The sequence below is a fragment of the Pseudomonas sp. B414 genome, from assembly GCF_055408445.1.
In genome coordinates this window covers 77,702-97,899 of record NZ_JBUZTQ010000014.1, presented here as the reverse complement: position 1 = coordinate 97,899, position 20,198 = coordinate 77,702, and the positions used below count along the sequence as shown (strand labels likewise).

Annotated in this window: 20 protein-coding genes; 17 read left to right on the top strand and 3 right to left on the bottom strand. The window is 56.1% G+C overall.

The window, feature by feature from the left end:
* Positions 1-2: 2 nt before the first annotated feature.
* The 3 genes from recF to dnaA are packed head-to-tail and all read right to left on the bottom strand — an operon-like array spanning position 3 to position 3,778.
* Positions 3-1,106 (bottom strand): DNA replication/repair protein RecF, encoded by a 1,104-nt coding sequence (gene recF / locus ACZRMH_RS14050; RefSeq protein WP_464013882.1) that lies wholly within the window; start codon positions 1,104-1,106, stop codon positions 3-5.
* Between the two features lie 21 nt (positions 1,107-1,127).
* Positions 1,128-2,231 (bottom strand): DNA polymerase III subunit beta, encoded by a 1,104-nt coding sequence (gene dnaN / locus ACZRMH_RS14045; RefSeq protein ID WP_016782864.1) that lies wholly within the window; start codon positions 2,229-2,231, stop codon positions 1,128-1,130.
* Positions 2,232-2,269: 38 nt separating this feature from the next.
* Entirely contained in the window at positions 2,270-3,778 is a 1,509-nt protein-coding gene (dnaA, locus tag ACZRMH_RS14040) for a chromosomal replication initiator protein DnaA (RefSeq protein ID WP_464013881.1), read from the bottom strand.
* 563 nt (positions 3,779-4,341) lie between these two features.
* On the opposite strand from dnaA, the gene rpmH reads away from it, so the two are divergent.
* The 17 genes from rpmH to atpG all read left to right on the top strand — a co-directional run bounded on the left by rpmH (position 4,342) and on the right by atpG (position 20,194).
* Entirely contained in the window at positions 4,342-4,476 is a 135-nt protein-coding gene (rpmH, locus tag ACZRMH_RS14035) for a 50S ribosomal protein L34 (protein WP_003213577.1), read from the top strand.
* Positions 4,477-4,492: 16 nt separating this feature from the next.
* A complete protein-coding gene (gene rnpA / locus ACZRMH_RS14030; RefSeq protein ID WP_464013904.1) occupies positions 4,493-4,894 on the top strand; it encodes a ribonuclease P protein component in 402 nt (133 codons plus the stop codon).
* A complete protein-coding gene (gene yidD / locus ACZRMH_RS14025; protein WP_464013880.1) occupies positions 4,887-5,120 on the top strand; it encodes a membrane protein insertion efficiency factor YidD in 234 nt (77 codons plus the stop codon). The genes rnpA and yidD overlap by 8 nt, the downstream gene beginning before the upstream one ends.
* A 13-nt stretch (positions 5,121-5,133) precedes the next feature.
* Positions 5,134-6,816: a membrane protein insertase YidC gene (gene yidC, locus ACZRMH_RS14020; protein WP_464013879.1), complete on the top strand. Its 1,683-nt coding sequence runs from the start codon at positions 5,134-5,136 to the stop codon at positions 6,814-6,816.
* Between the two features lie 79 nt (positions 6,817-6,895).
* On the top strand, positions 6,896-8,263 hold the full coding sequence (mnmE, locus tag ACZRMH_RS14015; protein ID WP_464013878.1) for a tRNA uridine-5-carboxymethylaminomethyl(34) synthesis GTPase MnmE: 1,368 nt from the start codon (positions 6,896-6,898) through the stop codon (positions 8,261-8,263).
* Between the two features lie 208 nt (positions 8,264-8,471).
* Positions 8,472-10,088 (top strand): ABC-F family ATP-binding cassette domain-containing protein, encoded by a 1,617-nt coding sequence (locus tag ACZRMH_RS14010; protein ID WP_464013877.1) that lies wholly within the window; start codon positions 8,472-8,474, stop codon positions 10,086-10,088.
* A gap of 504 nt (positions 10,089-10,592) precedes the next feature.
* Complete coding sequence (mnmG, locus tag ACZRMH_RS14005) at positions 10,593-12,485, top strand: tRNA uridine-5-carboxymethylaminomethyl(34) synthesis enzyme MnmG (protein ID WP_464013876.1); 1,893 nt, start codon at positions 10,593-10,595, stop codon at positions 12,483-12,485.
* A complete protein-coding gene (gene rsmG, locus ACZRMH_RS14000) occupies positions 12,482-13,126 on the top strand; it encodes a 16S rRNA (guanine(527)-N(7))-methyltransferase RsmG (protein WP_046809501.1) in 645 nt (214 codons plus the stop codon). The genes mnmG and rsmG overlap by 4 nt, the downstream gene beginning before the upstream one ends.
* Before the next feature lie 18 nt (positions 13,127-13,144).
* On the top strand, positions 13,145-13,936 hold the full coding sequence (locus tag ACZRMH_RS13995; protein ID WP_464013875.1) for a ParA family protein: 792 nt from the start codon (positions 13,145-13,147) through the stop codon (positions 13,934-13,936).
* Between the two features lie 9 nt (positions 13,937-13,945).
* Positions 13,946-14,818, top strand: a complete 873-nt coding sequence (locus ACZRMH_RS13990; RefSeq protein ID WP_464013874.1) for a ParB/RepB/Spo0J family partition protein — start codon at positions 13,946-13,948, stop codon at positions 14,816-14,818.
* A gap of 148 nt (positions 14,819-14,966) precedes the next feature.
* Positions 14,967-15,374: a F0F1 ATP synthase subunit I gene (locus tag ACZRMH_RS13985; protein ID WP_003437994.1), complete on the top strand. Its 408-nt coding sequence runs from the start codon at positions 14,967-14,969 to the stop codon at positions 15,372-15,374.
* Positions 15,375-15,390: 16 nt separating this feature from the next.
* Complete coding sequence (gene atpB / locus ACZRMH_RS13980) at positions 15,391-16,260, top strand: F0F1 ATP synthase subunit A (RefSeq protein ID WP_086799500.1); 870 nt, start codon at positions 15,391-15,393, stop codon at positions 16,258-16,260.
* A 122-nt stretch (positions 16,261-16,382) separates the two neighbouring features.
* Positions 16,383-16,640 (top strand): F0F1 ATP synthase subunit C, encoded by a 258-nt coding sequence (gene atpE / locus ACZRMH_RS13975; protein WP_002555987.1) that lies wholly within the window; start codon positions 16,383-16,385, stop codon positions 16,638-16,640.
* A 57-nt stretch (positions 16,641-16,697) separates the two neighbouring features.
* Positions 16,698-17,168 carry a F0F1 ATP synthase subunit B gene (locus ACZRMH_RS13970; protein WP_016782874.1) on the top strand — a complete coding sequence of 157 codons (471 nt, stop codon included), beginning with the start codon at positions 16,698-16,700 and terminating at the stop codon, positions 17,166-17,168.
* 12 nt (positions 17,169-17,180) lie between these two features.
* Positions 17,181-17,717: a F0F1 ATP synthase subunit delta gene (locus ACZRMH_RS13965; RefSeq protein WP_464013873.1), complete on the top strand. Its 537-nt coding sequence runs from the start codon at positions 17,181-17,183 to the stop codon at positions 17,715-17,717.
* A 21-nt stretch (positions 17,718-17,738) separates the two neighbouring features.
* Positions 17,739-19,283, top strand: coding sequence for a F0F1 ATP synthase subunit alpha (atpA, locus tag ACZRMH_RS13960; RefSeq protein ID WP_086799496.1), 1,545 nt, complete (start codon positions 17,739-17,741; stop codon positions 19,281-19,283).
* 50 nt (positions 19,284-19,333) lie between these two features.
* Entirely contained in the window at positions 19,334-20,194 is an 861-nt protein-coding gene (gene atpG / locus ACZRMH_RS13955) for a F0F1 ATP synthase subunit gamma (RefSeq protein ID WP_019828666.1), read from the top strand.
* Positions 20,195-20,198 lie beyond the last annotated feature (4 nt).

Genomic DNA, 20,198 nt, shown 5'->3' with positions numbered 1-20,198 from the left:
CTTCACTCCCGATGGTCGTGGGTCTGGGTGATACAGCCCTGTTCCACGTGGAACAGGGCAACTGGCGTTTCCGTCTGCCAGCCTTCCCTCAATAATTCGTGGTCTACACAGGTAATGAATACCTGGCAGCGTAAGTCTTCCAACAAGCGACACAGTGCGTGGCGATGCTGCTCGTCCAGTTCAGACGGCAAGTCATCCACCAGATAAATACATTGGCCACGCCGGGCCTGGCTGACCAAGTGCCCTTGAGCAATGCGCAGCGCGCAGACCACCAACTTCTGCTGCCCCCGCGACAAGATATCTGCAGCGTTGTTCGCACCCAGCTTGAGGCGCAAATCAGCACGTTGTGGCCCGGCCTGGGTATGACCCATTTGCTGGTCCCGGTGGACAGACGCGGCGAGTACAGCGCTCAGCTCACGGTCTTTGTCCCAACCACGGTAATAACTCAGCGTTAACCCTTCGAGATCAAGTAGCTCACTCAAGGTCTGCTCAAAGACTGGTTTCAAGGCTTTGATGTAGGCGCGGCGGTATTCATCAATTTCAGCACTGGCCAGGCACAGTTCCCGGTCCCAGGCCGCTTGTGAAACGGCGTCAAGTGTACCATGCCGCAGCCATGAGTTCCGCTGCCGCAGGGCCTTCTGTAGCCGCTGCCAGGTCGACATGAAGCGCGGCTCAACATGGAACACGCCCCAGTCGAGAAACTGCCTACGGATCTTTGGCGCGCCTTCCAGCAGGCGGAAGCTGTCCGGGTTGATCAATTGCAGAGGCAGGATCTCGGCCAGTTGCGCTGCACTGCGTGCATTCTGGCCATCGATGCGAATCTGGAACTCCCCCTGACGGTCCCGCGAGATACCCAGCGCGCTGTGCCCGCCTTCAGCCAGTTCGACCTGGCCAAAAACTGTACAGCTTTGCTGCTCGTGCTGGATCACCGGGTTAAGTCGCACACTGCGGAACGAACGGGCCAGCCCCAGCAGGTGGATAGCTTCCAGCACGCTGGTTTTGCCGCTGCCGTTGGCGCCGTACAGGATATTGATGCGGGGGGAGGGGGAGAAGGTCACCGGGTGCAGGTTACGCACCGCGGTGACTGTGACACGACTGAGGGACATTTAGCTTGGGCTGTGCATAAGTTACAGGCGCATCGGCATGACAACGTAGGCCGAGTCGTCGTTATCCGACTCCTGGACCAGAGCGCTGCTGTTGGAGTCCGACAGGATCAGACGCACTTGTTCAGTGGTCATTACGCCCAGCACGTCCAGCAGGTAGCTTACGTTGAAACCGATTTCCAGCGAGCCGCCGTTGTAGTCAACGCCCACTTCTTCTTCCGCTTCTTCCTGTTCCGGGTTGTTGGCCTGGATTTTCAGCTGGCCATTGGCCAGCTGCAGACGGATACCGCGGTACTTCTCGTTGGACAGGATCGCGGTACGGCTGAATGCTTCACGCAGCGCCTGACGGTCCCCGATCACCACCTTGTCACCGCCTTTAGGCAGTACGCGCTCGTAGTCCGGGAACTTGCCGTCAACCAGCTTGGAGGTGAACGTGAACTCGCCAGTCGTAGCACGGATATGGTGTGCGCCCAGAACGATGCTCACTTCGCCGTCAGGCTCGGTCAGCAGGCGCGCCAGCTCCAGGATACCCTTGCGCGGTACGATCACCTGGTGACGGTCTGGCTGGCCGATATCGGCTTTCATCGAGCACATGGCCAGACGGTGACCGTCGGTGGCCACGGCACGGATGATCCCGGCCGACACTTCCAGCAGCATGCCGTTGAGGTAGTAACGAACATCCTGCTGGGCCATGGCAAAGCTGGTGCGCTCGATCAGGCGGCGCAACTTGCTCTGCTGCAGGCTGCACGTCAGCGAACCCGGGCCTTCTTCAACCGTCGGGAAATCGTTGGCCGGCAAGGTCGACAGGGTAAAGCGGCTACGGCCTGCCTTTACTACCAGTTTGTTGTCATCGAGCTTGATGTCGATCAAGGCATCGTTGGGCAGGCTTTTGCAGATATCCATCAGCTTGCGCGCAGGCACAGTGATTTCGCCTGGCTCGGCCGGCTCTTCAAGTTGCACGCGACCAACCAGTTCGACTTCAAGGTCGGTACCGGTCAGCGACAGTTGCTGGCCTTCGACAACCAACAGCACGTTGGACAATACCGGCAAGGTCTGGCGGCGTTCAACGACGCCTGCGACCAGTTGCAGGGGTTTCAACAGGGCTTCGCGTTGAATGGTGAAATGCATGGTCTAGTCCCTTGCCTTAATAAGCTGCGCTGGTGTCATCAGGTTGTCAGTGTTCGCAGCAGGTTCTTGTAGTCCTCACGGATGTCCGCGTCGGATTCCTTGAGCTCGTTGATCTTGCGGCATGCGTGCAAGACCGTGGTGTGGTCGCGACCGCCAAACACATCGCCGATCTCCGGCAAGCTGTGGTTGGTCAGCTCTTTGGACAAAGCCATGGCAACCTGGCGAGGTCGCGCAACCGAGCGCGAGCGGCGCTTGGACAGCAGGTCCGAAATCTTGATCTTGTAATACTCAGCCACGGTGCGCTGAATGTTATCCACAGAGACAAGTTTGTCTTGCAGCGCCAGCAGGTCTTTAAGGGACTCGCGGATCAGCTCGATGGTGATGTCACGGCCCATAAAGTGCGAGTGAGCGATAACACGCTTGAGCGCGCCTTCAAGCTCACGCACGTTGGAGCGAATGCGCTGGGCAATAAAGAAGGCCGCATCGTGGGGCAGATCGACTTTGGCCTGGTCGGCCTTCTTCATCAGGATCGCCACACGGGTTTCAAGCTCTGGCGGCTCTACGGCAACCGTCAAACCCCAGCCGAAGCGCGATTTGAGGCGCTCTTCCAGGCCTTCGATTTCTTTCGGGTAACGGTCACTGGTCAGAATCACTTGCTGACCACCTTCAAGCAGGGCGTTGAAGGTGTGGAAAAACTCTTCCTGGGACCGTTCCTTGCGCGCAAAGAACTGAATGTCATCGATCAGCAAGGCGTCGACCGAACGGTAGAAGCGCTTGAACTCGTTGATAGCGTTGAGCTGCAAGGCTTTAACCATGTCAGCTACAAAACGCTCGGAATGCAGGTACACAACCTTGGCATTCGGATTCTTCTTTAACAGGTGGTTGCCCACCGCGTGCATCAAGTGAGTCTTACCCAAGCCAACGCCGCCATAGAGGAAGAGCGGGTTGTAACCGTGCTTGGGGTTGTCCGCCACTTGCCACGCCGCAGCGCGGGCCAGTTGGTTGGACTTGCCCTCAACGAAGTTCTCGAAGGTAAAAGTACGGTTCAGGTAACTGGTGTGCTTGAGCGCACCTTCTACCTGCACGGTGCGCTGCTCGGCGCGTACCGGGGCTTGCTGCGAGCTGGCGCCGGCCATTGGGTCGAAGCTGGCACGCGAAGGCTCTTCGCTGGCGGGCTCGGACTGCTTGAGGGCAGGAGCTGGGGCCGCTGGCGTGCTAGCCGGTGCGCTTGGCGCCGGGGCTTGTTGTTGAGAAGCCGCAGCAGCCAATGGCGCATTCGGGGCAGCACGAGGCGCCGAGCTGCGTTTGCTGCCTATTAACAAGGACAGCGCAGGCGCCATGCCATTGCTGTGCTCGTTCAACAGTTCGAGCAAACGGCTCAGATACTTTTCGTTGACCCAGTCGAGAACGAATCGGTTGGGTGCATACACACGCAACTCGTCGCCTTCGGCTTCGACCTGTAGTGGACGGATCCAGGTGTTGAATTGCTGGGCAGGCAGCTCATCGCGCAAAAGCTCTACGCACTGCTGCCAAAGTTCCACTGACACGGATATCCCCTAAGTTGAAAGCCGGTGAGGCAAAAACAGGCGCCATTGTAGCGACCGCTGGCCCACTTATCCACATGTAGCTGACCTGCCTTTAAGGAGACAACAGGCTTTTTGCTGTGAACAAAGCGACAAATGGTATGTGCATAAGGTCTGTGGATAAGCGGGCCTGAGCTCGTTGCACAAGTGGGGTTAAAAGTCTGTGCATAACTGGCCTGTGGATAAAGAGCCCTTTCATACACAGCTTATCCGAAGGTGCAGCACAGGTGGAGCACGGTTTGTGGACAACCTTTCAGATCGCTGAAAACCTTACTGCATAAGGGCTACACAGAGTTATCCACAGATAATGGCCTGTGTAAGAGTAGTTACATCTTTTAAAAAGCTTTAAATACTTCGTTTTTTTATTTCTATAACTGGCAGGCCCAAGGCTTGTGCAAAACGGCAAACATCTATTTAGCAGTAAACGTTGGTTGGAAATTGACCTATCGGCTTGCTTTCTCTAGAATCGCCGGTCTCTTAAAACGGGGGCCATTCCGGCCCGTTGTGGACGAACCAGGTAGCACGACATGAAACGTACTTTCCAACCAAGCACTATCAAACGCGCCCGCACTCACGGTTTCCGTGCTCGCATGGCAACCAAAAACGGCCGTGCAGTCCTGTCGCGTCGCCGCGCCAAAGGCCGTGCACGTCTGGCAGTTTGATAATCAGACAATGGTGGTGAGTCAGGACTTCAGTCGGGAAAAGCGGTTACTCACTCCCCGACATTTCAAGGCAGTCTTTGACTCCCCCACCGGCAAGGTTCCGGGGAAAAATCTCCTGCTCCTTGCGCGCAGCAACGATCTTGATCACCCCCGCCTGGGGTTAGTGATCGGGAAAAAGAGCGTAAAGCTCTCCGTTCAGCGCAATCGCCTTAAGCGTTTGATGCGTGAATCGTTTCGTCTCCACCAGGATTTACTGGTTGGTTGGGATATCGTTATCGTCGCGCGCAAAGGTTTGGGTGACGTAGAGAACCCCGAATTGATTCAGCATTTCGGCAAACTCTGGAAGCGTCTGGCCCGTAACACGCCAGTTCCAGCGGTTAAAACCGAAACTGTAGGGGTAGGCAGTCCTGATGCGTAAACTGGCGCTCATTCCGATCCAGTTTTATCGCTATGCCATTAGTCCTTTGATGGCCAGCCACTGCCGTTTCTACCCCAGTTGTTCCTGCTACGCGTTGGAAGCCATCGAAAATCATGGCGTTCTTCGCGGCGGCTGGCTGACCTTTCGTCGTTTAGGTCGCTGTCACCCGTGGAATCCCGGTGGTTACGACCCGGTTCCGCCTATCCCTACCTCCCGTTCTTCTTGATGGCCGAGTAATCATGGATATTAAACGCACGATCCTGATCGTCGCTCTAGCAGTCGTGTCCTACGTTATGGTTCTGAAATGGAACCAGGATTACGGCCAAGCTGCCCTGCCGACTCAGAATGTTGCCGCCAGCACCACCGCGCCGGCTTTGCCCGACACGGTTTCAGGTAACAACGCTTCGAACAGTGCCGATGTACCCAGCGCCAATACTGATACCAGCACACCGACCGAAACTCCGGTGGCTGCAAGCAAAGACCTCATCCACGTAAAAACGGATGTTCTGGATATCGCGATTGATCCACAGGGTGGTGACATTGCCCAACTGCGTCTGCCGCTTTACCCGCGTCGCCAGGATCACCCGGATGTTCCTTTCCAGTTGTTCGATAACGGCAACGAACGTACCTATCTGGCACAAAGTGGCCTGACAGGCGTTGATGGCCCGGACGCCCGTCCGTCAGGTCGTCCTGTTTTCAGCACTGAGAAAAAGACCTACGAACTGGCCCCAGGCCAGGATCAACTGGTTGTTGATCTGAAATTCAGCGAAAACGGCGTCAATTACATCAAGCGTTTCACGCTCAAGCGTGGTTTGTACGATGTACAAGTCAGCTATTTGATTGATAACGAGAGCGGCAAGCCGTGGAACGGCAACCTGTTCGCGCAATTGAAGCGTGACGCCAGCTCCGATCCTTCTTCCAGCACCGCCACTGGCACTGCGACTTACCTGGGCGCTGCCCTGTGGACAAGTGCAGAGCCGTACAAAAAAGTGTCGATGAAAGATATCGACAAGGCTCAGCTGAAAGAAACCGTACAAGGCGGCTGGGTTGCCTGGTTGCAGCACTACTTTGTGACCGCGTGGATCCCTCAGAAAGGCGATAACAACGTCGTTCAGACCCGCAAAGACAACCAGGGCAACTACATCATCGGTTTTACTGGCCCAACCTTGACCGTTGAGCCGGGCAAAACTGCTGAAACCAGCGCTACCCTGTACGCCGGTCCGAAAAGCCAGGGTGTACTCAAAGAGTTATCCCCAGGCCTGGAACTGACAGTCGACTACGGCATCTTGTGGTTCATTGCCCAGCCTATCTTCTGGCTGCTGCAACATATCCACAGCCTGGTCGGTAACTGGGGCTGGTCGATCATCTTCCTGACCATGCTGATCAAAGGGATCTTCTTCCCTCTGTCGGCCGCCAGCTACAAGTCGATGGCTCGCATGCGCGCCGTGGCACCAAAACTGGCTGCTCTGAAAGAGCAGTTCGGTGATGATCGCCAGAAAATGTCGCAAGCGATGATGGAGCTGTACAAGAAAGAGAAGATCAATCCACTGGGCGGCTGCTTGCCGATTCTGGTGCAGATGCCGGTCTTCCTGTCCTTGTACTGGGTACTTCTGGAAAGTGTTGAAATGCGCCAGGCGCCGTTCATGCTCTGGATTACCGACCTGTCGATCAAAGACCCGTTCTTCATTCTGCCGATCATCATGGGCGCAACCATGTTTATCCAGCAGCGTCTGAACCCGACTCCGCCGGACCCGATGCAGGCCAAGGTGATGAAGCTGATGCCAATCATCTTCACCTTCTTCTTCCTGTGGTTCCCGGCTGGTCTGGTGCTGTACTGGGTTGTGAACAACTGCCTGTCCATCGCTCAACAGTGGTACATCACGCGTAAAGTTGAAGCTGCTACCAAAAAAGCAGCCGAGTAACTTACTCTGGTGAACACCACTCAAAACGCCCCCTAGTGGGGCGTTTTGCTATCCGTCACTTTTGTTTTGAGGCCTGTATATGAGTGTTCCGGCTGAGACCATTGCCGCAGTAGCAACCGCCCAAGGCCGAGGTGGTGTGGGGATCGTACGGATTTCCGGCCCGCTCGCCCGTGTTGCGGCGCAAGCGTTCAGCGAACGCGAGCTGAAACCGCGCTATGCCCATTACGGCCCTTTTTACGGTGAGAACCGCGAAGTGCTGGATGAAGGCATTGCGCTGTACTTCCCCGGCCCCAACTCTTTTACCGGCGAAGATGTACTGGAACTACAGGGCCACGGCGGCCCGATCGTTCTCGATATGCTGCTGCAGCGTTGCATCCAGTTAGGCTGCCGCCTGGCTCGCCCGGGTGAATTCAGCGAACGGGCATTTTTAAATGACAAACTCGACCTGGCCCAGGCCGAGGCGATTGCCGACCTGATCGAGGCAAGTTCTGCACAGGCTGCGCGTAACGCATTGCGCTCCTTGCAGGGCGCTTTCTCACAGCGTGTGCATAACTTGACCGAGCAACTGATCGGTTTGCGCATCTATGTCGAGGCGGCGATTGACTTCCCGGAAGAGGAAATCGACTTTTTGGCCGATGGCCATGTGCTTGGCATGCTCGACAAGGTTCGCGAAGAGTTATCCACCGTTCAGCGCGAAGCAGGGCAAGGTGCCTTGCTGCGCGACGGCATGACCGTGGTCATTGCAGGCCGGCCCAATGCCGGTAAGTCGAGTTTGCTCAACGCCCTGGCCGGGCGTGAAGCGGCGATTGTGACCGAGATTGCCGGTACTACCCGTGACGTGCTGCGCGAACATATCCACATCGATGGCATGCCGTTGCATGTGGTCGACACCGCTGGTTTGCGCGATACCGACGATCATGTGGAAAAAATTGGTGTGCAGCGGGCACTCAAGGCCATTGGCGAAGCTGACCGGGTGTTGTTGGTGGTAGATGCCACCGCTCCGGAAGCGGATGACCCGTTCGCCCTGTGGCCGGAGTTTCTGGAGCAGCGCCCGGATCCGGCGAAAGTGACCCTGATCCGCAACAAGGCAGACCTCAGCGGCGAGAACATCGCCCTGGAAGTGAGCGAAGATGGCCATGTGACGATCAGCTTGAGCGCCCGATCAACCGAAGGCCTGGACTTGCTGCGAGAACACCTCAAGGCTTGCATGGGTTATGAACAGACCTCTGAAAGCAGCTTCAGCGCACGCCGTCGCCATCTGGAGGCGTTGCAGCACGCCAGCAAGGCACTTGAACATGGCAGGGCACAACTGACCCTGGCAGGCGCCGGGGAGTTGCTGGCCGAGGATCTGCGTCAGGCGCAGCATTCGCTGGGCGAGATTACCGGGGCATTCAGCTCCGATGATTTGCTGGGGCGAATTTTCTCCAGCTTCTGTATCGGTAAATGACGGCGTACTCTTGTAGTCGCTGACGAGGAACGAAGGCTGCGAAGGTGACGTAGCGCCATCGCAGCCTTCGTTCCTCGGTAGCGACTACAGTTATCCACATTCCCACCGAGGTATTAGTCCAATGCGCCATTGATGCCGCCGCGATGCTTGCGGCCAGTTCTCGATTCCCCTGCAACAGGGGGTAGATCTGTGCATCTCTGGAGTGCGTATGACTCACGTTACCTGTGTAACGCTGCAAGGCGTTTCTTATCATCTGCCCGATGGCAGTTCTCTGTTTTCAGATCTTGATCTGCATCTCGACCAGCGCCGCACCGGCCTGGTAGGGCGCAATGGTGTGGGCAAAAGCCTATTGGCGCGCATCATGGCTGGGGATATCTTGCCCTCGAACGGCCGCTGCACCCGTAATGGCACTGTGTATTTCCTGACGCAGCAAGTCAGCCAGGACCCCAATCACACCCTTGCCGACCTTGCCGGTGTGCAGCCCGTCATTAGCGCCCTTGAGCGAATAGAGCAGGGCAGCAGCGCGCAAGCGGACTTTGATTGTGTAGGCGAGCGCTGGAATATTCGTCAGCAATTGCTCGATCAGCTAAGCCGCAACAAGCTCGCCCACCTGACCCTCTCGACTCCTGCATCAGCACTCAGCGGTGGCGAAGCCATGCGCGTTGCCTTGATGGGCGCCTTTTTGTCGCAAGCCGACCTGTTGATACTGGATGAGCCCACCAATCATCTGGATCACCAGCATCGGCTTGCCCTTCATGCACAGTTGCAGCAGTGGCCAAGGGGATTGCTGGTTATCAGCCATGATCGCTGCTTGCTGGAACACATGGAGCGCATCGTTGAACTGTCATCCCTCTGCCTCACCAGTTACGGCGGCAGCTACTCGTTTTATGCACAGGCAAAAGCCGAGCAACTGCAAACCGCGCAACAGCAGCTGGCATCAGCCAGGCTAGAGCGCAAACGCCAGGAACATGCGCTGCGCGAGCAAAGGGAAAGCCTTGAACGCAGACAAGCCCGTGGGCACAAACAGGCCGCTGACACCAATCAGGCGAAAATTCTGCTGGACCGGCAAAAGCAACGCAGCCAGGCCAGCAGCGGCAAGCTGCGGGTACAACAGGATGCGGCCCGTGAGCAATTATCTATTCAAGTCCGTCAGGCTGCGAGTCAGGTAGAAGAGCAGCAGGCCATTGTTGTCTATCCACCTCAGGCCTGTGTGAACGCACCGGTTCAAATCGCCGAACTGATAGATGCTCGCCTGCCTCAAGGCGCAGAGCAACTGCGCCTGATCAATCTCACCATCACACGAGGTCAGCGCATTGCCTTGACCGGCCCTAACGGTTGCGGCAAATCGACCTTGCTCAAGGTACTAGCCGGGCAACTTGCGGTTATGTCCGGTCTGGCCAAGACCCTGGTAACCAGCGCTTACCTCGACCAGCACCTGGGGGGTTTGGCACCTGATCGATCAGTTCTTGAGCAGTTGCAGTCACTTAACCGGTCACTGAGTGAAGGCGAATTACGCACTCGCCTGGCGCAATTGGGCCTCAACGCCGACCGGGTCAACCTGCCATGCCATCGGCTCAGTGGGGGGGAACGCTTGAAGGCTGCGATGGCCTGCGTGTTTTATGCCCAATCCCCAGCACAGTTGTTGCTGCTCGATGAGCCGGCCAATCACCTGGATCTACCTTCCGTTCAAGCACTGGATACCATGCTCAACCAGTACCCGGGCACTCTGGTAGTCACTTCCCACGATGAAGAGTTTCTGGCCTCGATCGGAATTACCCACAGGCTAAAGGCATCGCCCACAGGCTGGCTACAAACTGCCGTTTAGTGGGGCGGGTTGCTACCGTCTATCACCAAAACCACTGACCGATCGTCCGAACGCTTGCTGGATTGCTCCTCCAAGCGGTTTTCGGCTGCCTGATTATTAGCCAAAAAGCACATAAACACTGGAATAAGCCCTGTGCATAACTGGCCTTCAGGTCAGTGGGTAAGTAGGTCTGAAAACTGAAGATAACCACCCCTGTGGATAAGTACCTGTTTTACCCACAGGCTTAAAGCACTTATCCCAACCCCTCATCGGTGCATAACCACAGACTTTTGAATCTCTGTACAGTACGTAGAATATAGCCTGTAGCAATCTATCCACAGAAAGGTGGCTCAATAGAAATAAACATAAAAACAAAGCTTTATAAATTTCTTCTCTATTTATTTATCTATCTTGCCCTTATCCACAGCTGGTTAAATTTTGTGCAAAGGGTTCTTTAAGAAGGGCGAAGTCCCTATACTTCGCGGTCTATCTAAAAAACCCCTAGTAACAGGCACGAGGTGCGTGGTGAATTTCCCTTCCCGTTTTGCAGTGATCGTCATCGGCGGCGGTCACGCCGGAACCGAGGCTGCACTTGCTTCAGCACGTATGGGCGTAAAAACCCTGCTGTTGACCCACAACGTGGAAACCCTCGGGCAAATGAGCTGCAATCCTGCAATCGGCGGGATTGGTAAAAGCCATCTGGTTAAAGAAATCGACGCCCTCGGCGGCGCGATGGCGATTGCCACCGATAAAGGCGGTATCCAGTTCCGTGTACTCAACGGGCGTAAAGGCCCGGCAGTACGGGCAACCCGCGCACAGGCCGACCGCATCCTGTACAAGGCGGCAGTACGCGAAATTCTGGAAAACCAGCCCAACCTGTGGATATTTCAACAGGCTGCTGATGACCTGATCGTTGAACAGGATCAAGTACGCGGCGTAGTGACCCAAATGGGCCTGCGTTTCATGGCGGATGCCGTGGTTTTGACCACAGGTACCTTCCTCGGTGGACTTATCCACATCGGGATGCAGAATTACTCGGGCGGCCGGGCCGGTGATCCTCCTTCGATCGCCCTGGCACACCGTCTGCGTGAATTGCCGCTGCGAGTGGGCCGCCTGAAAACCGGTACACCACCGCGTATCGATGGTCGTTCTGTGGATTTCTCGGTGATGACCGAACAACCGGGCGATACCCCGATTCCAGTGATGTCGTTTATGGGCAACAAGCAACAGCACCCGGCCCAGGTCAGCTGCTGGATTACCCATACCAACGCTCGCACCCACGAAATCATTGCCTCCAACCTTGATCGCTCGCCGATGTATTCAGGCGTGATCGAAGGAATTGGCCCACGTTATTGCCCGTCGATCGAAGACAAGATCCATCGCTTTGCCGACAAGGAAAGCCATCAGGTCTTTATCGAGCCGGAAGGTTTGACCACACACGAGTTGTACCCGAACGGGATTTCCACATCCTTGCCGTTCGACGTGCAAATCCAGATCGTGCAATCGATTCGCGGCATGGAAAACGCCCATATCGTGCGTCCGGGCTACGCCATCGAGTACGACTACTTCGATCCGCGAGACCTGAAGTACAGCCTCGAAACCAAAGTGATTGGCGGGTTGTTCTTTGCAGGGCAAATCAACGGCACAACCGGTTACGAAGAAGCCGGCGCCCAAGGTTTGCTGGCTGGCGCCAACGCTGCATTGCTCGCACAGGGCAAGGAAAGCTGGTGCCCGCGTCGCGATGAGGCGTACATCGGGGTATTGGTCGATGACCTGATTACCCTGGGTACTCAAGAACCGTACCGGATGTTCACCTCCCGTGCCGAATACCGTCTGATCCTGCGCGAAGACAACGCTGACATGCGTTTGACCGAAAAAGGCCGCGAATTGGGTCTGGTCGACGATGCCCGTTGGGCGGCTTTTTGCACCAAGCGCGAAAGCATCGCCCAGGAAGAACAACGACTCAAAAGTACCTGGGTGCGCCCGGGTACCGAACAGGGTGATGCCATTGCAGCCAAGTTCGGTACGCCGCTGACCCACGAATACAACTTGCTCAACCTGTTGACCCGCCCTGAAATCGACTACGCCGGCCTGGTTGAAGTCACCGGGCAGGGCGCTGAAGATCCGTTGGTGGCCGAACAGGTTGAGATCAAGACCAAGTACGCCGGTTATATCGATCGTCAACAGGACGAAATTGCCCGTCTGCGCGCCAGTGAAAATACCAAACTGCCTGTGGATATCGATTACACGACCATCTCCGGTCTGTCGAAAGAGATCCAGAGCAAGCTCGGCGCCACCCGCCCTGAGACATTGGGCCAGGCATCGCGGATTCCCGGCGTGACGCCGGCGGCGATTTCCCTGTTGATGATTCACCTGAAAAAGCGCGGCGCTGGCCGCACGTTGGAGCAAAACGCTTGAGTTCGCTGGTTACCGCACAACACGCCGAAGAGTTATCCACAGGTGCTCGCCAGTTGGGCGTTGCACTGACCGAAAGCCAGCATCAGCAATTGCTGGGTTATCTGGCCCTGTTGATCAAATGGAACAAGGCCTACAACCTCACGGCTGTGCGTAACCCGGACGAAATGGTCTCACGCCATTTGCTCGACAGCCTCAGCGTGATGCCCTTCATCGAAAACGGCCGCTGGCTGGATGTAGGCAGTGGTGGCGGTATGCCAGGCATTCCCCTGGCGATCCTGTTTCCCGAGTCGCAAGTGACCTGCCTGGACAGCAACGGCAAGAAAACCCGTTTTCTGACCCAGGTCAAACTCGAGCTGAAGCTGGACAACCTGCAAGTTATCCACAGCCGCGTTGAAGAGTTCCAGCCTGAGCTGCCATTCAACGGAATTGTTTCCAGGGCTTTCAGCAGCATGGAAAACTTCAGCAACTGGACGCGTCACCTGGGCAACAGCGAAACGCGCTGGTTGGCAATGAAGGGCGTTCATCCGGCCGATGAGCTGGTAGCATTGCCGTCTGATTTTCGTCTAGATAGCGAACACGCCTTGACCGTTCCGGGTTGCCAAGGCCAACGCCATCTGCTGATACTGCGCCGCACGGCATGATTGGGAACGCAAGCAAGAATGGCTAAGGTATTCGCAATAGCGAACCAAAAGGGTGGTGTGGGTAAAACCACCACCTGTATCAACCTCGCAGCATCGCTGGTCGCTACCAAGCGCCGCGTGCTGCTGATCGACCTCGATCCACAGGGCAACGCCACCATGGGTAGCGGTGTGGATAAACACGCTCTGGAGAATTCGGTCTACGACCTGTTGATCGGCGAATGCGACCTGGCCCAGGCCATGCACGTCTCCGAACACGGTGGTTACCAGTTGCTGCCTGCCAACCGCGATTTGACTGCGGCCGAAGTCGTGCTGCTGGAAATGCAGATGAAGGAAAGTCGTCTGCGTACGGCTTTGGCGCCGGTTCGCGAGAGCTACGACTACATCCTGATCGATTGCCCGCCGTCACTGTCGATGCTGACCCTGAACGCGCTGGTGGCTGCCGATGGCGTAATTATCCCCATGCAGTGTGAGTACTTCGCACTCGAAGGTCTCAGCGACCTTGTGGATAACATCAAGCGCATCGCCGAACTGCTGAACCCGAACCTGAAGATCGAAGGCCTGCTGCGGACCATGTATGACCCGCGCCTGAGCCTGATGAACGACGTTTCGGCGCAGCTCAAGGAACACTTCGGCGAGCAGCTCTACGACACGGTGATCCCGCGCAATATTCGTCTGGCCGAAGCGCCGAGCTACGGCATGCCTGCATTGGCCTACGACAAAAATTCCCGTGGCGCGATTGCTTACCTCGCCCTGGCGGGCGAGCTGGTTCGCCGTCAACGTCGTTCCACCCGCACGCCTCAGCCAACTTAAGGAAATCCCATGGCCGTCAAGAAACGAGGTCTCGGACGCGGACTGGATGCACTCCTGAGTGGTCCTACGGTCAGCTCGCTGGAAGAGCAAGCGGTCAAGGTTGATCAAAGCGAACTGCAACACTTGCCCCTGGACCTGATCCAGCGCGGCAAGTACCAGCCTCGTCGTGACATGGATCCGCAGGCGCTCGAAGAGCTCGCCAGCTCGATCCGCTCTCAGGGCGTGATGCAGCCGATCGTGGTTCGCCCGATTGAAGGCAATCGTTTTGAGATCATTGCCGGTGAGCGCCGCTGGCGCGCCAGCCAACAGGCAGGCAAGGACACCATCCCGGCGATGGTCAAAGACGTGCCGGATGAAACCGCCATTGCGATGGCGCTGATCGAAAACATCCAGCGTGAAGACCTCAATCCGATCGAGGAAGCCGTCGCCTTGCAGCGCTTGCAGCAAGAGTTCCAGCTGACTCAGCAACAAGTGGCCGACGCTGTGGGTAAGTCCCGAGTGTCTGTGGCTAACTTGTTGCGATTGATTTCCTTGCCGGAAGTGATCAAGACCATGCTGTCCCATGGTGACCTGGAAATGGGTCATGCGCGGGCATTGCTCGGTTTGCCTGAAACCCAGCAGGTTGAAGGGGCGCGACACGTTGTCGCACGCGGCCTGACCGTACGTCAGACCGAAGCCCTGGTTCGCCAGTGGCTGAGCGGCAAACAGGAGCCCGCTGAACCGGTTAAAACCGATCCGGACATTGCCAGGCTCGAACAGCGCCTGGCTGAGCGCCTAGGCTCTGCGGTGCAGATCCGCCACGGAAAGAAGGGAAAAGGCCAGTTAGTGATTGGTTACAATTCTCTGGATGAGCTGCAAGGAGTGCTTGCTCACATCCGCTGAAACAATTCCCCATGTAGCGCGCAGTCGGAAATCACTACCTGACAGTTGAATAGGGGCTTAAGCGCCCCTATACTCTGCGCGCATTTTGTCGGCACAAATTATGCCAAGTTTTCTGTTTTTGGTAGCCGACCTTTGAGGAGCAGTTGTGATGGAAACCCGCACGCCAAACCGCTTGCCGTTCCATCGCTTGGCGGTTTTTCCGGTTTTGCTGGCTCAATTTGTCGTTTTATTGCTGGCTGCTCTGGGGCTCTGGCAATGGCATGGAGTCGTCGCCGGATATTCAGGACTCTGCGGAGGCCTGATAGCTTTGCTACCCAATGTGTATTTTGCTCACAGGGCTTTTCGGTTTTCCGGCGCCCGAGCAGCGCAAGCCATCGTCCGGTCGTTTTACGCCGGCGAGGCAGGCAAGTTAATTTTGACGGCAGTGCTGTTCGCGCTGACGTTTGCAGGTGTGAAGCCATTGGCGCCGTTAGCAGTATTCGGCGTCTTCGTGTTGACCCAACTGGTCAGCTGGTTCGCTCCCCTGCTAATGAGAACAACACTTTCGAGACCTTAGGGCGTTTGAGGCAACCATGGCAGAAACAACCGCTTCGGGCTATATCCAGCACCACTTACAGAACCTGACCTTTGGGCAGCTACCTGATGGCGGCTGGGGCTTTGCCCACACCGTTGCAGAAGCTAAAGCAATGGGTTTTTGGGCGTTCCACGTCGATACCCTCGGCTGGTCGCTGTTTGTTGGTCTGATCTTCATCCTCGTATTCCGCATGGCGGCCAAGAAGGCAACTTCCGGGCAACCAGGCGCACTGCAGAACTTCGTCGAAGTACTGGTGGAATTCGTTGATGGCAGCGTAAAAGACAGTTTCCACGGTCGCAGTGCAGTTATCGCACCGCTGGCGCTGACCATTTTCGTGTGGGTGTTCCTGATGAACGCCATCGACCTGATCCCGGTTGACTGGATTCCTCAGCTGGCGATCCTGATCACCGGCGATGAGCACTTCCCGTTCCGTGCCGTACCGACGACTGATCCAAACGCGACCATGGGCATGGCCCTGTCGGTATTCGCGTTGATCATCTTCTACAGCATCAAGATCAAGGGTATCGGCGGTTTTATCGGCGAACTGACCCTGCACCCGTTCGGCAGCAAGAACATCTTTGTTCAGGCGCTGCTGATTCCGGTGAACTTCCTGCTCGAATTCGTGACGTTGATTGCCAAGCCTATTTCGTTGGCTCTGCGTCTGTTCGGCAACATGTACGCTGGCGAACTGGTGTTTATCCTGATCGCCGTAATGTTCGGCAGCGGCCTGCTTTGGCTTAGCGGTCTGGGCGTGGTGCTGCAATGGGCGTGGGCTGTATTCCACATCCTGATCATCACCTTGCAAGCGTTCATCTTCATGATGTTGACCATCGTCTACCTGTCGATGGCACACGAAGATAACCACTAAGATCCGCTTCGGCGAGTCTGGTGCTCCTCTCACCTTCGGGTGAGAGGGCGTCGCAAAATGATTTTGTTTTACCGCTTTAATCTAAAAACCTAAACCATACGACGTAAAAGTCGGGAGGAAAGATGGAAACTGTAGTTGGTCTAACCGCTATCGCTGTTGCACTGTTGATCGGCCTGGGCGCACTGGGTACCGCAATTGGTTTCGGCCTGTTGGGTGGCAAGTTCCTGGAAGGCGCAGCGCGTCAACCAGAAATGGTCCCAATGCTGCAAGTTAAAATGTTCATCGTTGCCGGTCTGCTCGACGCCGTAACCATGATCGGTGTTGGTATCGCACTGTTCTTCACCTTCGCGAACCCCTTCGTTGGTCAACTCGCTGGCTAATCACTCGAATTTTCGAGTTGATTAGAGTGATGGACAACGAACGAGCGAGGTGTTGGCGTGAACATTAATGCAACCCTGATTGGCCAGTCCGTTGCGTTCTTCATTTTTGTACTGTTTTGCATGAAGTTCGTGTGGCCTCCGGTCATCGCGGCATTGCAAGAACGTCAGAAGAAGATTGCGGCTGGACTGGACGCTGCTAACCGAGCAGCTCGCGACCTGGAGTTGGCCCAAGATAAAGCGGGTCAACAACTGCGCGAAGCTAAGGCTCAAGCAGCTGAAATCATTGAGCAAGCCAAGAAACGCGGTACTCAGATCGTAGACGAAGCCCGTGAACAGGCTCGCGTTGAAGCTGACCGTGTGAAGGCTCAGGCTCAGGCCGAGATCGAACAGGAACTGAACAGCGTTAAAGACGCCCTGCGTGCCCAATTGGGTAGCTTGGCTGTTGAAGGCGCAGAGAAGATCCTGGGTGCCACAATCGATCAAAACGCGCACGCGGAGCTGGTTACTAAACTGGCTGCTGAAATTTAAGCGAGGGCGATCATGGCAGAATTGACCACGTTGGCCCGACCTTACGCTAAGGCAGCCTTCGAGCACGCCCAGGCCCACCAGCAACTGGCCTCTTGGTCAGCCATGCTCGGCCTGGCTGCAGCAGTGTCGCAAGACGACACTATGCAGCGCGTGCTCAAGGCCCCGCGACTGACGAGCGCAGAAAAGGCCGCCACATTTATTGATGTGTGCGGCGACAAGTTCACTGTAGAAGCACAGAACTTCATCCACGTCGTTGCCGAAAACGACCGTCTCCCGCTATTGCCGGAGATCGCCGCTCTGTTTGACCTGTACAAGGCTGAACAAGAGAAGTCGGTAGACGTAGAAGTGACCAGTGCTTTTACATTGAACCAAGAACAGCAAGACAAACTCGCCAAGGTTCTCAGTGCACGACTCAACCGGGAAGTGCGCCTGCAAGTTGCGGAGGATGCCAGCCTTATAGGTGGTGTCATCATCCGCGCCGGCGACCTGGTTATCGATGGCTCGGTTCGCGGAAAACTCGCAAGCCTTGCCGAAGCATTGAAATCTTGAGTTTGAAGGGGCAGCAGAGCAATGCAGCAACTCAATCCTTCCGAAATAAGTGAAATTATCAAGGGCCGCATCGAAAAACTCGATGTGACCTCCCAAGCCCGTAACGAAGGCACTGTCGTCAGCGTATCTGACGGCATTGTGCGGATTCACGGTCTGGCCGACGTAATGTACGGCGAGATGATCGAGTTTCCGGGCAGCGTCTTCGGTATGGCTCTCAACCTGGAGCAAGACTCTGTAGGTGCCGTAGTATTGGGCGCATACACGACTCTGGCTGAAGGCATGAGCGCCAAGTGCACTGGCCGCATCCTGGAAGTTCCGGTTGGTAAGGAACTGCTGGGTCGCGTTGTCGACGCACTGGGTAACCCAGTTGATGGCAAAGGTCCACTGGGCAACACCGAGACTGATGCAGTCGAGAAAGTTGCTCCAGGCGTGATCTGGCGTAAGTCGGTAGACCAGCCTGTACAGACTGGCTACAAGGCTGTCGATGCCATGATCCCTGTCGGTCGTGGCCAGCGTGAGCTGATCATCGGTGACCGTCAGATCGGTAAAACCGCTCTGGCGATCGACGCGATCATCAACCAGAAGAACAGCGGCATTTTCTGTGTATACGTAGCGATCGGTCAGAAGCAATCGACTATCGCCAACGTGGTTCGCAAGCTGGAAGAAAACGGCGCGTTGGCTAACACCATCGTCGTTGCTGCCAGTGCTTCCGAATCCGCAGCGCTGCAGTTCCTGGCACCGTACTCCGGTTGCACCATGGGCGAATACTTCCGCGACCGCGGTGAAGACGCGCTGATCGTTTATGACGATCTGTCCAAGCAAGCAGTGGCTTACCGCCAGATTTCCCTGCTGCTGCGCCGTCCACCAGGCCGTGAAGCTTACCCAGGCGACGTGTTCTATCTCCACTCCCGTCTGCTGGAGCGCGCATCCCGCGTTTCGGAAGAGTACGTAGAGAAGTTCACCAACGGCGCAGTGACCGGCAAAACCGGTTCCCTGACCGCACTGCCGATCATCGAAACCCAGGCTGGCGACGTTTCCGCGTTCGTTCCGACCAACGTGATTTCCATCACTGACGGTCAGATCTTCCTGGAATCGGCCATGTTCAACTCCGGGATCCGTCCTGCAGTGAACGCCGGTGTTTCGGTATCCCGTGTGGGTGGTGCCGCTCAGACCAAGATCATCAAGAAGCTGTCCGGTGGTATCCGTACCGCTCTGGCTCAGTACCGTGAACTGGCAGCATTTGCCCAGTTCGCTTCTGACCTGGACGAAGCGACCCGTAAGCAACTTGAGCATGGTCAGCGCGTTACCGAGCTGATGAAGCAGAAGCAATACGCACCAATGTCGATCGCTGACATGGCGCTGTCGCTGTATGCCGCTGAGCGTGGGTTCCTGACTGACGTCGAAATCACCAAGGTCGGTAGCTTTGAACAAGCGCTGATTGCTTACTTCAACCGCGATCACGCCGAGCTTATGGCGAAGATCAACGTTAAAGGTGACTTCAATGACGAAATCGACGCTGGCATCAAAGCCGGTATCGAGAAGTTCAAGGCCACCCAAACCTGGTAAGCCGCAGCGGGAGCCGCAAGGCTCCCGCTTGCTAACCTGATAGGTGTTACATGGCAGGCGCAAAAGAGATTCGCAGTAAGATTGCGAGCATCAAAAGCACGCAAAAGATTACCAGCGCCATGGAAAAAGTGGCGGTCAGCAAAATGCGCAAGGCACAAATGCGCATGGCTGCTAGCCGTCCTTATGCGGAGCGTATCCGCCAGGTTATTGGGCATTTGGCCAACGCCAACCCGGAATACCGCCACCCGTTCATGATCGACCGCGAAGTTAAGCGTGTGGGTTATGTGGTTGTGAGCAGTGACCGTGGTTTGTGCGGTGGTTTGAATACCAACCTGTTCAAGGCTTTGGTCAAGGACATGGCGGTAAACCGTGAAAACGGCGTCGAGATTGATCTGTGCGTGGTCGGCAGCAAAGGTGCGGCATTTTTCCGTAACTTCGGCGGTAACGTCGTCGCTGCTATCAGCCATCTGGGTGAAGAACCGTCGATCAATGATTTGATCGGCAGCGTTAAGGTGATGCTGGATGCTTACCTGGAAGGCCGTATTGACCGCCTGTCCGTGGTATCCAACAAGTTCATCAACACCATGACGCAACAGCCTACTGTGGAACAATTGATTCCACTGGTGGCGACCCCGGATCAAAAACTCAAGCACCACTGGGACTATCTCTACGAACCGGATGCCAAAGAGCTGCTAGACGGCTTGATGGTGCGCTACGTGGAGTCGCAGGTGTACCAGGCGGTGGTCGAGAACAGTGCAGCTGAACAAGCTGCGCGGATGATCGCAATGAAGAACGCCACTGATAACGCCGGTGATTTGATCAGCGATTTGCAGCTGATCTACAACAAGGCGCGTCAGGCTGCGATCACCCAAGAGATCTCGGAAATCGTCGGCGGCGCTGCCGCGGTTTAACGGT